The following is a 14,023-nucleotide window of genomic DNA, read 5'->3' on the forward strand; positions in this document are numbered from 1 at the left end:
CCGGCCTATCGATTAAGCCGGTAGCCTAAAAAGATCTCTGTAGGGGTTGGGCAATGCCCAACCCCTACTGTTTCTCAGCTGATCTAAAAAGGTTATTTCAGCGCAACGCTCTTAGTGCCGCATCATGCACAACCGATCGGTATTGTTATTCCTGGCGTTCTCCTAAGACCCGATCGCCATTTCGTTAATGCGCTCCAAGAGGGGCGATTGGTACTTGCGCTTGGTCAGCAAATGATCGGCAATATATTGAGCATCGCGGGCGACCCCAGAAAACCGCCCTGACCCCCAGGTATACAGCCAGGGTAAACCGATAAAGTACATGCCTTTAACGGCAGTGACGCCACGATCATGGCAAGGATAGCCCTGGCCATCAAACACGGGCACCTCAATCCAGCGGAAGTTGGTGTGATAGCCCGTAGACCAGATTACTGAGCGGATGTTGGCATCGGCGATCGCCACATCTGTGGGATCTTTTTGTGGTTCCCAAATGGGACAGTACGGCGCTTCGGGAGGAATATCGAGTTGCTGCTGCTCGATGAACCGATCCACCGTTTTTTTGATGCTTTCGGCAACGGCATCAGCCCCATCTAAGTTTTGCTTCAAGTCGGGCTTGAAGTAGAGGCGATCGCCATCAATATCCTGCAAACGTCCGTAGAGCTGCATGCCTTCAGTGGCGAACTGCCGCAGGTCAATCTCGCGACCGCCATCTCGCCCAGTGAGGTAATGATTGGTGCGATGGCGCACGGTCTCCTTCTGCGGATGCTCGTCGATCGGCATATCGTAATAGCCCATTTGATCGAGCCAGTCCACGACATCTTTGCCACGATAGCGACGGGGCGATCGCGGCGCACTGCCTACACAGAGGTGCACTCGTCGCCCGGCCAGGTGCAAATCTTCCGCAATTTGGCAACCGGATTGTCCGGTGCCGACCACCATGACGTCGCCCTCAGGTAGCTGATCGGGGTTGCGATACTGCGAAGAATGGATTTGGTGAATCGACCGGGGCAGTCGCTCTGCCAAACGGGGAATGCGGGGTTTGTGATACCCCCCCGCCGCGATGACCACCTGATCAGCGGTGAACTCGCCCAGGGAGGTGCTCACCCCAAAGCGATCGCCCAATTGCTGCACTCGCGTCACTGCCACCCCCTCTTTCACGGGAGCGTCAAAGCTTTTGGCATAAGCCCGAACGTATTCAACGATTTCCGACTTGACCATAAAGCCGTGGGGGTCGTCGCCCTGGTAGGGAAAGCCCGGTAGCTGACATTGCCAGTTGGGGGTGACCAGACAAAATGAATCCCACCGTTTGTCTTGCCAAGAATGGGCCACCTGATGTTTCTCAAAAATCAGGTGATCAAGATTCCGCTGCTTGAGGTAATAGCTCACTGAGAGCCCCGCCTGACCACCCCCAACAATGAGTACGGAATAGTGGGTTTTCATACTTAATAACCAGACCCCAAAATGACTAAGTTAACGGACTAAAAAACCAAGACTGCCGATTCAAAACCAGCGAACCATTGATTACAGTTCCAGCCACCCTGAAGGCGAACCGATCACTGGCCAACAAACTATTTACAAACAAACCGTTGGCACGACTTGTCAGCATTCGTGAGAAAAACTGAACAGGACCTAAGTTCTGTTAAATTCACCGTAATGGGGAAAAATCATGGTGCGTGTAGTGCTCGCTACAGAACTTAACGCTCTGTCGATACCGTTAGGGTCTTATGGTGAAAAGATGTCTGTGGTCAGTTATCTAACCGGGTAGCGAGGCCCACAGGAACCTGATGATGGGACGCGCGATCGCTCTCCAGGCAAGGCATTTCCAACGTGAGCGCATGGCTGAGCAGCCCCAAAGCAGCGATCGCCCACCTATCACTTTAGACAGGTTGATCCGCCGCGATCGCGCCAATGCCTGGTGAAATCTACAGACCCGCTGTCTTTAACGCCAATCCTCAAGCTTTTGTAAATCTCGATACATGCATTAGGAAAAGAGACCTTTACGGTGCAGTTTATTGCCGTTGAGATAACTGCAATCCCTCGAAGTTTTTTTTAGGAATTGAATCCATGCCTGAAGTGACGACCCCTGCCCATAAGGCTGGCGACTTTTTTGTTGATTACGAAGAGAAAGTCTTTCCCGATGTCCAGGCAGAACCTGGCGAGAAGGCCCTGGTTACGTTTCACACGGTGGCTTTTGAAGGCTCGATCGGTTTGGTGAATTTGTTGCAGGCGACCCGCTTGATTCGCAAAGGGTTTGACACTTCTGTGTTGCTCTATGGCCCCGGGGTGACGTTGGGAGTCCAGCGCGGCTTTCCAAAGCTGGGGGATGAAGCGTTTCCCGGTCACATGGCGATGAATAACCAGCTGGTCAAAGTGATGGAAGAAGGCGGTAAAGTCTATGCCTGTCGCTTTGCCCTGCAAGCGCTCTACGGTCACGGCGAACCGTCTTTGATTCCTGGCATTCGCCCCATCAACCCGCTGGATGTGCTTGACATTGTGCTGGTTCATCGCAAAGAGGGCGCCTTTATTCTCGATACTTGGACCATGTAAGCGATCGCGGCGGCTGGTCTTTGGTCGCCTGATCAGGCCGCATCAAAGACCAGCCGCATTACGATAGATCCTGTGTGTTTCCCCCTGTTGTCCGCTGGCTCTCCTGATACCGATGAATGACGCCAAAACAGTTCGTGCTGCCGCCGTGCAGATTAGTCCTGTCCTCTACAGTCGCGATGGCACGACGGCAAAAGTGCTAGAGGCGATCGCTGCTGCCGCCAAAGAAGGGGTGCAGCTCATCGTTTTTCCGGAAACGTTCATTCCCTACTATCCCTATTTTTCCTTTGTGGAGCCCCCGGTGCTCATGGGCAAAGCCCACATGTTGCTGTATGAGCAGGCGGTGACGGTGCCCGGTCCTGTCGTGGATGCGGTGAGTCGTGCGGCCCGCTCTTATGAAATGGTGGTGGTGCTCGGCGTAAATGAGCGCGACGAAGGCTCGCTGTACAACACCCAACTCATCTTTGATGCCGACGGTACTCTAATCCATAAGCGTCGCAAAATTACACCGACGTACCATGAGCGCATGGTGTGGGGCCAGGGCGATGGAGCCGGACTCGCCGTGCTGGATACTGCCGTTGGTCGGGTGGGTGCCCTAGCCTGTTGGGAGCACTACAATCCCCTGGCGCGATACAGCCTCATGGCGCAGCACGAGCAGATTCACTGTGGGCAGTTCCCCGGTTCCATGGTGGGCTCCATTTTTGCTGAACAGATGGAAGTCACGATGCGGCATCACGCGCTGGAATCTGGCTGCTTTGTGGTGAACGCGACAGGTTGGCTCACTGCGGAACAAAAGACTCAGATTACGCCCAACGAACAGCTCCATAAGGCGCTAAGTGGCGGCTGCTATACCGCCATCATTAGTCCAGAAGGGGCGCATCTCTGTGACCCGGTGGTGGAAGGCGAGGGGATGGCGATCGCCGATCTCGACTTTTCCCTGATTGTGAAACGCAAGCGCATGATGGATTCGGTCGGCCACTATGCCCGCCCCGATCTGCTTAAGTTACAGCTCAATCAGCAAGCCTGGGCCGTGATGCAGGCTCAGGGCGCCCCCGTGCCTCAACTGCCTGCGGTAGAAGCAGACGCCACCCCGTCAGATGCCGTACCCCCCACTCCAGAACCCACTCCCTCCGATTAATCCGTCCCCCGCAGAGGTGCAGGGCCATGGTTTAGCCGGGATCGGGGGATGATTAATCAATCCCGACCAGCGGCGGGCTCGCCCCGCAAAATGATTCCCCTGGTTCCGCAAAATCACTCCAACGCCTCTGTGCCGGTGGCTCCCGCTGCCCCCCTTCCCCGTTAGCCACTACTGCTGCGTGGCTTCCGGCTCGCTCAATTTAGACTCTGCTACTCGTCATCTGAAGAATCATGAACAAGCAACGACTCATCACCGAATTGCAAACCCACGGTCTGAAGATGGTCGACCCGGCAGTGGGAGCCGCTGGCCGCAAGGGCGGGGCAGGACCGTCGGATCACAAAGCCGTGACCGTAGACGGAACCACAGTGATGGTGCCGATTTACACGGGGACTGCCAGCCAGTCACCCTATTCCGTGCAGAGCAGCGATGCGGCCACAGCGACGCTCGCCCACGCCGATGAAGCGATCGCCCCCATCGCCTTTCCCAAGCAGCCAGAGTTCTACAACTTGACGACCGCTGACGGCATTCCCTATTGGAAGATTGCGCTGCTGCACAGTCACGATGTGCTGGCGACCACCGTGCAGCAAACCTGTATGCGCTATCGCGACGAATCGACGGCCTGTCAATTTTGCGCCATTGAAAAATCTCTGGATGCCGATCGCACCATCGCCCGCAAAACGCCGGAACAGCTGGCAGAAGTCGCGGAAGCGGCCGTGCGTTTAGATGGCGTTTCTAACATGATCATGACTACGGGGACGCCCAACAGCAGCGATCGCGGCGCGGCCTACCTGGCGGAATGTGCCAAAGCCATCAAAGCTCGGGTGAACCTCCCGATTCAGGCGCAGTGCGAACCGCCGGACGATTTTGTCTGGTTTGAGCGGATGAAAGCGGCGGGCGTCGATAGCTTGGGCATGCACTTAGAAGCGGTGGACCCCGAAGTGCGGGCTCGCATCATGCCGGGGAAAGCGGAAGTGCCTTTGAGTCATTATTTTGATGCGTTTGAGGCAGCGGTGAAGGTGTTCGGTTGGGGCCAGGTGAGCACTTATTTGCTGGCAGGACTGGGCGATAGTTTAGAAACGCTGGTGGAGGCGAGCGATCGCCTCATCAACTTGGGCGTCTACCCCTTCGTTGTGCCCTTTGTGCCCATTAGCGAAACGCCGCTGGCCAACCATCCCGCCCCTAGCAGCGACTTCATGTTTGCCCTGTATCAAAAAGTGGGCGCGTTGTTGAAAGCCGCTGGCATGACCTCAGAAGCCATCAACGCCGGATGTGCAAAATGTGGCGCTTGTTCCGCCCTTTCCACATTTGAGAAATAGCGGTTCTGGCGATCGTCAGTAATCCCAATTCTCTGCAACAGGACTGCAAACCCCACTCCCTCAAAGCACCTCTCCCTTTCTTGAATGCCCCTTGGGCTATAGCTTGGGAGAGGGATTGGGGTGAGGGCCAAATATAGCGGCAAAGTACAGAATTGAGATGAGGAAACGATCCCCCTCAATCAGAACAGCCGAGACGGCTGTTCACACTTCGTTGGTTGAGTTGCTGCTTACGGTCGGATGTTGTGGTGCATTTCGATGTGGGGCATGAGGGAATGGGGCTTTTCCAGGCCATGTTTTTCCATGAGGGCTTGGTCGCCCATGATGTCGACGGGGTTGCCATCCGCGATTAAGCGACCCTCGTCGATCAGGAGAACGCGATCGCACACCTCCAGCAAAAACTCCAAATCGTGGGAAGCCAGCAACAGCGTCTCGTCAGACCTTTGCAAAAACTGAATCAGGCGGCGGCGGGTGCGCATGTCGAGGCTGGCGGTGGGCTCGTCATAGAGCAACACGCGGGGACACATCGCCATCAGGCCTGCGATCGCCACCATTTGCTTCTCACCGCCAGAGAGGTGGTGCGGGGGGCGATTGGCCAGAAATTGGATGCCTGTGAGTTCCAGTGCCGCCTCAACCCGCTCGTGAACTTCGGCCTCTGATAGGCCCAAATTCAACGGGCCAAAGGCAATATCGTCCCGCACGGAGGGCGAAAATAGCTGGTCTTCGGGATCTTGAAAGAGAAAGCCCAACTCGGGACGAAACTGATTCGGCTCGACGGGGCGATCAAACAGGTGAATGGTGCCCGACTGGGGCGCGAGCAAGCCGCACAGCAACATGAACAGAGTGGTTTTGCCGCAACCGTTGTGGCCAATCAGCCCAACCCGCTCGCCTTCGCGGATATCAACGGTCAAGCCGCACAAAATATCGGGATTGTCAGGATAGGAAAAGGCCAAATCCTGTAGCGCGATCGCCACTGGGCGAACCAGACTGTGGGGAGCGGTAGGAATCGACACGACCGGTGACGGGCTAGACGATGAGACTGAGTTTAGAGAAGGTTTCATAACGATGCCAGAGAAAGTTCGCAAATCACAACGCTGACGGCAGCCGTCAACGTCAAAATGGTGGGCAGGGTGAGGGCTGCTCCCGCAGTGCGCTGCAAGGCGCGAGGCGGTTGCTGACCGTAGCCCCGAAGCCGCATCGCGCTGTAAACTCGCTGCGATTGTTCATAACTGCGCAGCAGCAAACTACCAAAGAGGGCTGCGAGCCAGTTCCAATGCCGCCGCAGCGTTTGTCGCGAGTGGCCATAGCCGCGCAACTCCATCGCTTGGCGCATAGTGGCGAGTTGGTTGGCGACATCAAACAAATAGCGATAGGTCAGCAACGTCATATCGGTCAATAACGTAGGGATGCCGAGCGATCGCATGGCTTCTAGCAGGGTCAGAAAGGGAGTCGTCCCTAACAACACAAACCCGGTGGTCAAAATCGCTAGAAAGCGGCCCGCAATGAGCGCCGCCATTTGGATGCCTTCCAACCGTAAGGAAAAAATCCACCCTTGCCAGAGCACCGTTTCCCCCGAAATCCACGGCAACAGCCCCACCATCGCCACGATGAAAAGCCCTGGATAGGGGAGCCGACGGCAAAGATAGGTGAATGGCAGCTGCGACCACAGATACAGGCTAATCACCACCCCAAATACCCATGGCAGCAATACCAAATGTCGCACCATGGCGATCGCAAACATCAGCCCCAGCAGGCTGAGCAACTTGGGCCGCGCCGCCCAGCGATGAATCGCCGATTGGCCAGGAATATAAACATCGGCATGGAGACTAACAGCCATAACATTAACGCTCTAATAATTCGGGTTTGACGCGCAGTAAGAAAAAGCACAGCAGCACGGCAAACACCCCTTCTAAAAAAATCAGGGGAATGTGGCCCAACATCAGCGCCGTGAGAAAGCTTTTTTCAGTACTTTGTTCGAGCGTCGAGGGAATCGCAAAAATCACTAAGGCAAAAAAGACCAGCGCCGACAGGCCCACGCCAAACGCGCCCGCGACAAAGCTAAACAAACCGAGGGAGACCTTGGGCGGCAGCGACTTGCCCAGGTAATGACGGAGTTGAAACAGTTGCCCTGCCAGCAAAGCGGGAATGCCCATCATGACGGCATCGACGCCCAACGTGGTGACGCCCCCGTGCCCCAGCAATATCGCCTGAAGCAATAGGCCAATTAAAATCGCGGGCCAGGCGTACCAGCCTAAAACGATGCCGAGTAGGCCGTTCAGCACCAGATGCACCGAGACGGGCGGCACCGGCAGGCTGAGGGAGGAACCGACAAAAAACGCGGCGGCCATGAGGGCAGCTTTGGGGACTTCGACCTGAGAGTCTGACGTTTTCTTGATTTGCTTGAGGGCGACCCAGGTCATGCCCCCCGCGATCGCATACCCAGCGACGCAGACGGGAGCAGGCAAAATACCGTCAGGAATATGCACTATTGCTTACCTCGTCGCCCAAAAAACAATGCCGTGCCGACACAGCCCCAGGTTACCGCCCCCGCTACGATCCCGCGCTGTAGCAGACTCAGACCGGCATCATTCGTAAAGGTACTGGCGATCGCCCCCTCAGACTCGACGGGGACGACGGCAATATCACCATGCCCCGCTTGCCGCACCGACACCTCCCAATTGCCCGGAGCTGTGGGCACAAACACAAATTTGCCGTCGGCATCCGTCAGGCCAGTGTATACCGGCGTCTGCGGATCATCGGGCGCAAAGACCTGCACCGTCGCCTCCGCCAGCGGCTCACCCGAGTCATAGGTGGCTTGAATTTCCATCGCCGTGGCGGTGCGCGCTTGAATATGCGCCCCGTGGGCGATCGCGACTCCGGGCAAGCTGCCCATCGCGATCGCCACGATGCCTAAGTGTTGGAGACCGCTACGCAGCGCTGAACCGAACCCCTTCATTAGCTATCCACCAGTTGAGTTTCCTCGCAGTGCCCCTCGCCCACGTGGCCGAGACTGGGCAAAATTCCCATCAGGGTTTGGTATTCTTCGGGCGTTAGTTGGGCCTCCAGCGCGGCCATATCCACATCGAGGGTGCCACCATCCGCGATCGCCGCCAGCGGATCGAAGCCCAGCGCTCCGGTATTGATGTCGTCATCGGCAGGCGCTTCGCCATCGCCAAATAAATGATCAAAGTGGAAGGTGGCCTCTAAATCAGCCGCTTCATCAGCATTGAGAATGCCTTTGCGCTCGTCGCCGACAAAGTCGCCACACACATACTCCAGCTCGGGATCAAGCTTCACGACAAAGTCGATGGTCTCGCCCGCTTTGGTAGCCGTCCCTTGCATCCAAATGGTTTGGCCAGCGGCAGGTCCCTCCGCAGCGGGCATCATCTGCCAAGACAAGGCATTGTAGCGACCGGCGGGCGCTTCAACGGATTTCACCATGATGGGTTCAGCATTGTCGTCGCCCTCCGCCAAGTCGACCGTCACAGTTTCGGCAATAGCGACGGTTTCGGTCGCTTCGGGGGTGCCCCCAGCCTCGGCGTCGAATGGCGGATCGCTCTGGTAGGCGGTAATCCCCGTTAGGGTGACGTACACATGGTCAAAGCTGACTTCCCAGCCATCTTTGGTCACAAACCCCTGACGGACAAAGTCTTCACCATTCGCTCGAATGGTTAACTCGCCCGTGCCATCGGTGGCCGCAGCGACTTCTTCTTCGGGGGCCGATTCGGAAGTGGTGTCGGCGTCCGGAGTGGTTTGGGGGCTACAGGCAAGCAGCAGTGTAGGCAGGGAGGCAGCGATCGCGGCTTGAGTCAAAAATCGATTCATCAACATGCAGAAAAGCTCAAAATCTAGGGGCAACGTTGAGTGCAATCCACACTCCGTTCTCACCCCTCAGTTAAGCCACCCCAGTTGGGAAATACAATACCCCCCTGGGGCATCAAGCCCGGAAATCGGAGACTTCTTAGGCTTTTCCCAACGTTCCGGCAACGTTTAGTTACCGCTAGTCAAGTTTTCTTTGAGCATTGTTTTAAGTTGTTGCGATGCGGCCAAATTGCTGCAGCACCAGGAGGTTGTTAAGCGTCAAGACCCCGGCCCATTCTCGTTGCGCGATCGCCCAAGCCTCAGGAAAGTCGTCTGCCCACGACCAGGTCGGTCCCCAACTGCCATCAGCGGCCTGGGTCGCAATCTCATAATCCAAGTTCGCTTCGATCGCCGCCTCTAAACCAGCTCGAAAGGGCGATCGCGGCTGCTCGACGACCTGCAACGGTCGCAGCCCATAGTCAGCCCAACTCGCAGGTTCGGTATCCACCGTTTGCGGCACCAAAACTTTGAGCTTTGCCATCAGAGGCTCCGCGACTGCCGCTGGGAGCGTTTCGGTTTGCCCCAACCGCAAACAACAGAGGAGATCATGCATTTCTAAGGCGTCGCACTGTTGCACTGTCTCGACTACTTTGGCAGTGACCTGAGCAATGATCTCGGGGGGCACGGCATCGGCGTAGTCATACAAATAGCCCAAAATTTCAGCTGTGGGATTGAGCGAAAATTCGTCGTAGAGATCGCTGGCCGAGTTGCCCCACCACGGCGCATGGGGACTCTGATCCACCGTCGGCGGTATCGCGCGCCAATTCACTGTCTGCGGATTGTACTGCTCGATCAAATAAGCCAAACCCGTTTTCACCAGCGGGTGGGTGGCAGGGGTGTGGAGCGATCGCAATACTTGGAAGGAGATCGACGTGCAAATCACGGAACTCTCTGGCGATCGCACGTCGGCCTCTAAGCCATGGCCAAAGCCGCCATCGGCATTCTGCCAGGTTGCCAACGCCGACCAGACGGCCTCTGCCGAACCTTGCTCGAAATAATAGTCAAAGCGGGCCTTTTCTAGCGATCGGGCCTGGGTCTTGATAAAGGTGCGGGCCGCGGCAAAAGCAGTTGGAGAAAGTTGCATAACATTCACCTGTCATACATTTGTACCATTTTACCCATCAACCCAAATGGGTCAAATGGGTGGCAGAGCTAAGGGGCCTGTTTGGTTGTATAGCGTTGCGCAGATAGCTCCGTTCATTGATTTGAGGGAAAAACGAGGGGCTTAGGTTAGGAAGCAGGATGTTTCAAATCCAACCCAAGTTTTGTTGAGCAAGCATCTTGCTCGCCCCAGGACAGCCGAGACGGCTGTCCACACTTCGATTCAATGCCCATACTTTAAACTTTTGGGCTCTCGGCACCTGACTGCGGATTGCTATAGCGCCATCCTCACCCAATCGACCACCCAGTAGCCTAGCGAGACGCCCGCGATCGTGTATCTTGGCTATGCGCTCCCGCAAGTCTTGCTCGGCGTGAATTGTCCTAGCCCTTAGCCTGCCAACTCATCTCTGCCCCGAGCCCGCCATGACTTCTTTAGTACTGCGCCGCTACTGGCGCATTCTTTTATTACTGCTGGGCCTGCGACTCATCTATTGGCTGGGGGCGTTTCCCAATCCTGATGAGGCATATTACTGGCTGTGGGGGCAGCATCTCGACTGGTCTTATTTTGACCATCCGCCCTTTCACGCCTGGGTGCAGGGCATATTTGCAGCGGCTTTTGGGCGATCGCCCTTCGTTCTACGGCTGCCCAACTTCATCACGACGGGCTTGCTATTGGGGCTGTATTGGGTCATTTGCCAACGCTTGTATGGTCGTCAGGGGGGCAATGCCTTTTGGCTCACAGGCTTGCTGCTGCTCTCTTCGCCGTTATTTTTCTTGTTCTTAGCCATGGCCTGGCACGACCACTGGCTGATCTGGTTTGGGACGGCGGCCAGCTATTGTCTGATTCGTTTCCTGAACCGCGATCGCCCCCACTCTTATGCCTGGCTGTATGCCGCTGGGCTGCTCATCGGGTTGGCAGGGCTGTCTAAATATGTGGCGCTGTTTTTGGGGGTGGGCTTTTTGGTGGCGATCGCTACCCACCCCCGCTGGCGATCGCTCTTCACAAACGGACACCTGTATGGTGCGATCACCCTGGCCTTGCTCGTGATGACCCCGGTGTTTTGGTGGAACTCGCAGCACGATTGGGCTTCCTTTCAGTTTTATTTAGGTCGCAGCGTCCAGACCCCATCATCCACAATTAACTGGTTTGGCCCCATCGGGTTTGCGCTGCTCAGCGCCTTGCTCTTTGGCCCGCTGCATAGTTGGCTCACCTGGCGCTGCCCCCAGCGAGGCTTTACGTCAGCCTTTGGGGCGACTTATCAGCGAGTCGCGCTCATCATTTTCGCCACGTCTTCGTTGCTGCTCGCGGCGTTGTCCCTCATCGCGCCCGTCCTTTATTACTGGAACATTCTGGCCTATCCGCTGTTGTTTCCCTTACTGGCGGGGCAGTTTCTCAGTTCCCAGCGATCGCATCAGGTACGCGATCGCCACCTGCTTAATACGACTCTCGGGTTGGGCACCGTCGTCGCAACCCTCCTCGTTGTTCATTTCACCTTCATGCCGATTTCCGCCCTGATCGCCGACACGGGAGACGATGATACCCGCATGGTGTATGGTTGGCAGCTGACCGCTGAGTGGCTCAAGCGCGAGGCCGCCCCCTTTGCTGAACCGCCGCTGCTGTTAACAACCGATTATCGTTCTGCCTCGGCGCTGGCTTACCTGCTGAATGACCCAACCGTGCTGGCGATTTCGGGGCGGATTGACCAGTTTGACTTTTGGTACGATGCCGCCCAGCTCGATGGGCGGGCGGGCCTGCTGTTAGGAGACGACTGGCACCCCATTTGCCCCACGCATCTGGCCATGTTTGACGAGACCACCCCGCCCAAAACGTTTGCCGCACAGCAATGGGGCACCTTCATCAAGCAATACACCCTGGTGGGCGGCGACGGATTTCGCGCTCAAGGCAACACCGCGGACCCGCTCAGCCCCGACTACCCGCTAGCCTTCACCACCGATGGCGAAAGGTGTGCGAGTCCCTAAGCAATGGAAACTTAATTAGGTGCGGACAGCCGTCTCGGCTGTTCAAGAGCTGGTAAGATGCCTGTCCGACAAACCTGGCATTTTATAAAATCCTGATCCCTAAGCACCCCTCTGAATACTTGCCGCCAAGCTGGATGAATCTGGCTATTGAGCGTTATCGCAGACGGCTTCAGTACCTTCTAACCGGGGAAGGGGAATGCCCGCTTCGGATTCACACTGGGCGACCACTGTCGTGGTACCGTTAGCCCCCTCGATCGCAAATACGCCCGCCGCAAAATTAGGATTGCCCGGGGTTTCGGGTGTGGCCGTCATCACCACCTGAGTCGGCTGCAGATCAGCGATTTCCACCTGATAGCCGCCTTCACCCGGGCGGACCCCAATATCAAGATCGGCGATCGCGCTGGCAAATTGCCCATTCTCCAGATAATAAGCCTGCTGTCCCCGCGTCAAAGACCCCAAAATGGTGCGAATTTGAGCCGTTTCGGAAGCGGTCGTGTCGGGGGCAGGGGCGACTCCACCTCCCGGTGGCGAGAAGAAGCCTAGGCAGCCAGCCGTTAGCGTTGTCGATAATAGGCTGCCGGATACAATCAACCACCGATGGCAATTCATAAGCGCTCTCAAGTGACGACATGGAATCACAATGCCAAGATCTGGCTGAAAAACTTAAATGTCTAATGGGACAGTTGCGCTTTTAAGCGCTCATTTTCAGCCTGGAGCTGAGCGACCTCTGCTTGCAACTGCTCATGTTTCAAGGCCCGTTCGATCGCCGCTCCTGCGTGAATGTTGAACGCCAGCATAAAAAACTCATCGTCGTCGGTAAAGCTGGTCTTAAAGCAGGTCGGCACTTCCACATTGGCTGGCTCGGGCACCACTGAAATGGGCGAGATGCCAGAGCGATATTTATTGAATACTTGCGTGACGGCAATGAGTTGTCCGGCGGTATCAAAGACAGGCATACAGAGCAGGCTATAGGTGCGGTAATGGCCCTCGCGATCAACCCGTTGAGCCAGTTGCGAATCGGGGCGAGCGTACACGTCACAGGGCAAGTTCAAAATGGTTCCCGTTTCCGCGACTTGACCGACGTAGCCGTCGCCAATGGGCGATCGCATGCGGTGCGTGGTGCCATCGGGCAGCGGCAAATCAGTCCACAGGTCGCCGCGATCGCGATCTAATAGCCAAATCGTGCTGTGGTCCGCTTCCAGCAAATATTGCGCCTCTTGCTTAACCCGATGCAGGGTGGCCGCTAGCGAAGACCCGCTATAGTTCAGGGCTTGGGTCGCCTTCACCAACAAAGTGGCCGATTTTTGGCGCTTAGCCGCCTGAAAGAAGGCTTGTGAGCTTTCTAAGATCAGCCGGAACACATCCCGAAAGCTAGCAAACAGCACCTCATCCGCTTGCGTAAAGCCTTGCAGATCGATCCGGTGAATGAGAGGCACACGGGGATCGGCATCCGGCAGACATTTATTCAACACCTCCACAACGGCGAGCACTTCTCCATGCTGATCGATCACGGGTAACGCCATTAACGTGTAGGTGCGATAGCCAGTCTGCGCTTCCAGCTTTTTGGCCGCCCCGGAGCGCACATCATCATAAAAATCGAACGGCACATTGATCGTGGTTTTGGTGCAGGCCACTTCGCCCGCAATGCCTTGGTGCCACGGCAGACGAATTTCGATGCCGGCGGTGGAGTGATCCGTTTCCGTGACGGTTGACCACAGCTCTTGACGATTGTGATCAACCAGAAAGACGGTGGTGCGATCGGCGTTGAGAATTTCCCCCACCTTGAGGGCAAAGGTGCTCAACATGTCTTGCAAAATCACGTCGAAGGTTTGGCTTTCGAGCATCGCCAGGGTTTGTGTCACTACCTGCAATTGCAACTCAACCTGATGAATCACCTCGTGGCAAATATCGCGATTGAGCGGAGCTAACAGATCAGCAAAGGAATGTCCGGGAGATTGCGATCGCTCCAGCAGCGGCGAATTTAATTTGGCAATGACTTCAAAATCTAGCTCTGAGGCCAGTTGCGACCAATCAACAAAACACCCGTTAGTGACAACCATGTGCGATTTCCCGATTCCAAAACAGTGAC

The 14,023-nt window shown here is 56.2% G+C and carries 14 protein-coding genes; 5 read left to right on the plus strand and 9 right to left on the minus strand.

Features of this window, described 5'->3' with window-relative positions:
* Positions 1-162: 162 nt before the first annotated feature.
* The gene (locus DYY88_RS00930) at positions 163-1,437 is read right to left on the minus strand and encodes an MSMEG_0569 family flavin-dependent oxidoreductase (protein ID WP_039724710.1); all 1,275 of its coding nucleotides are present in this window, start codon (positions 1,435-1,437) and stop codon (positions 163-165) included.
* Positions 1,438-1,784: 347 nt separating this feature from the next.
* Between DYY88_RS00930 and DYY88_RS24815 the strand changes: the two genes are divergently transcribed.
* The 4 genes from DYY88_RS24815 to DYY88_RS00945 all read left to right on the plus strand — a co-directional run bounded on the left by DYY88_RS24815 (position 1,785) and on the right by DYY88_RS00945 (position 4,995).
* The gene (locus tag DYY88_RS24815) at positions 1,785-1,916 is read left to right on the plus strand and encodes a hypothetical protein (protein WP_302849219.1); all 132 of its coding nucleotides are present in this window, start codon (positions 1,785-1,787) and stop codon (positions 1,914-1,916) included.
* 145 nt (positions 1,917-2,061) lie between these two features.
* The gene (locus DYY88_RS00935) at positions 2,062-2,544 is read left to right on the plus strand and encodes an MSMEG_0572/Sll0783 family nitrogen starvation response protein (protein WP_039724709.1); all 483 of its coding nucleotides are present in this window, start codon (positions 2,062-2,064) and stop codon (positions 2,542-2,544) included.
* 112 nt (positions 2,545-2,656) lie between these two features.
* Positions 2,657-3,679 carry a Nit6803 family nitrilase gene (locus DYY88_RS00940; RefSeq protein ID WP_044150276.1) on the plus strand — a complete coding sequence of 341 codons (1,023 nt, stop codon included), beginning with the start codon at positions 2,657-2,659 and terminating at the stop codon, positions 3,677-3,679.
* A 230-nt stretch (positions 3,680-3,909) separates the two neighbouring features.
* A complete protein-coding gene (locus DYY88_RS00945; RefSeq protein WP_039724708.1) occupies positions 3,910-4,995 on the plus strand; it encodes an MSMEG_0568 family radical SAM protein in 1,086 nt (361 codons plus the stop codon).
* A gap of 227 nt (positions 4,996-5,222) precedes the next feature.
* Here the strand turns inward: DYY88_RS00945 and DYY88_RS00950 are convergent, their stop codons facing one another.
* The 6 genes from DYY88_RS00950 to DYY88_RS00975 all read right to left on the minus strand — a co-directional run bounded on the left by DYY88_RS00950 (position 5,223) and on the right by DYY88_RS00975 (position 9,937).
* Positions 5,223-6,053, minus strand: coding sequence for an energy-coupling factor ABC transporter ATP-binding protein (locus DYY88_RS00950; protein ID WP_084606897.1), 831 nt, complete (start codon positions 6,051-6,053; stop codon positions 5,223-5,225).
* Positions 6,050-6,829 (minus strand): cobalt ECF transporter T component CbiQ, encoded by a 780-nt coding sequence (cbiQ, locus tag DYY88_RS00955; RefSeq protein ID WP_039724707.1) that lies wholly within the window; start codon positions 6,827-6,829, stop codon positions 6,050-6,052. The genes DYY88_RS00950 and cbiQ overlap by 4 nt, the downstream gene beginning before the upstream one ends.
* A gap of 4 nt (positions 6,830-6,833) precedes the next feature.
* The gene (gene cbiM, locus DYY88_RS00960; RefSeq protein ID WP_039724706.1) at positions 6,834-7,478 is read right to left on the minus strand and encodes a cobalt transporter CbiM; all 645 of its coding nucleotides are present in this window, start codon (positions 7,476-7,478) and stop codon (positions 6,834-6,836) included.
* Entirely contained in the window at positions 7,478-7,948 is a 471-nt protein-coding gene (locus DYY88_RS00965) for a carboxypeptidase-like regulatory domain-containing protein (protein WP_052288141.1), read from the minus strand. The genes cbiM and DYY88_RS00965 overlap by 1 nt, the downstream gene beginning before the upstream one ends.
* A complete protein-coding gene (locus DYY88_RS00970; protein ID WP_201278887.1) occupies positions 7,948-8,817 on the minus strand; it encodes a DUF4382 domain-containing protein in 870 nt (289 codons plus the stop codon). Before DYY88_RS00970 ends, DYY88_RS00965 begins: the two co-directional genes overlap by 1 nt.
* A 202-nt stretch (positions 8,818-9,019) precedes the next feature.
* The gene (locus tag DYY88_RS00975) at positions 9,020-9,937 is read right to left on the minus strand and encodes a hypothetical protein (protein ID WP_039724704.1); all 918 of its coding nucleotides are present in this window, start codon (positions 9,935-9,937) and stop codon (positions 9,020-9,022) included.
* 440 nt (positions 9,938-10,377) lie between these two features.
* Here DYY88_RS00975 and DYY88_RS00980 point away from each other — a divergent pair, with 440 nt between their 5' ends.
* Positions 10,378-11,934 carry an ArnT family glycosyltransferase gene (locus DYY88_RS00980; protein WP_052288140.1) on the plus strand — a complete coding sequence of 519 codons (1,557 nt, stop codon included), beginning with the start codon at positions 10,378-10,380 and terminating at the stop codon, positions 11,932-11,934.
* 144 nt (positions 11,935-12,078) lie between these two features.
* On the opposite strand, the gene DYY88_RS00985 is transcribed toward DYY88_RS00980, so the two are convergent.
* Together DYY88_RS00985 and DYY88_RS00990 are read right to left on the minus strand one after the other, a co-directional pair.
* Positions 12,079-12,543 carry a type IV pilin-like G/H family protein gene (locus DYY88_RS00985; protein WP_052288139.1) on the minus strand — a complete coding sequence of 155 codons (465 nt, stop codon included), beginning with the start codon at positions 12,541-12,543 and terminating at the stop codon, positions 12,079-12,081.
* Positions 12,544-12,605: 62 nt separating this feature from the next.
* Entirely contained in the window at positions 12,606-13,994 is a 1,389-nt protein-coding gene (locus tag DYY88_RS00990) for a GAF domain-containing protein (RefSeq protein ID WP_052288138.1), read from the minus strand.
* Between the last annotated feature and the right edge of the window lie 29 nt (positions 13,995-14,023).

This window comes from Leptolyngbya iicbica LK (assembly GCF_004212215.1).
Lineage (GTDB): Bacteria > Cyanobacteriota > Cyanobacteriia > Phormidesmidales > Phormidesmidaceae > Halomicronema > Halomicronema iicbica.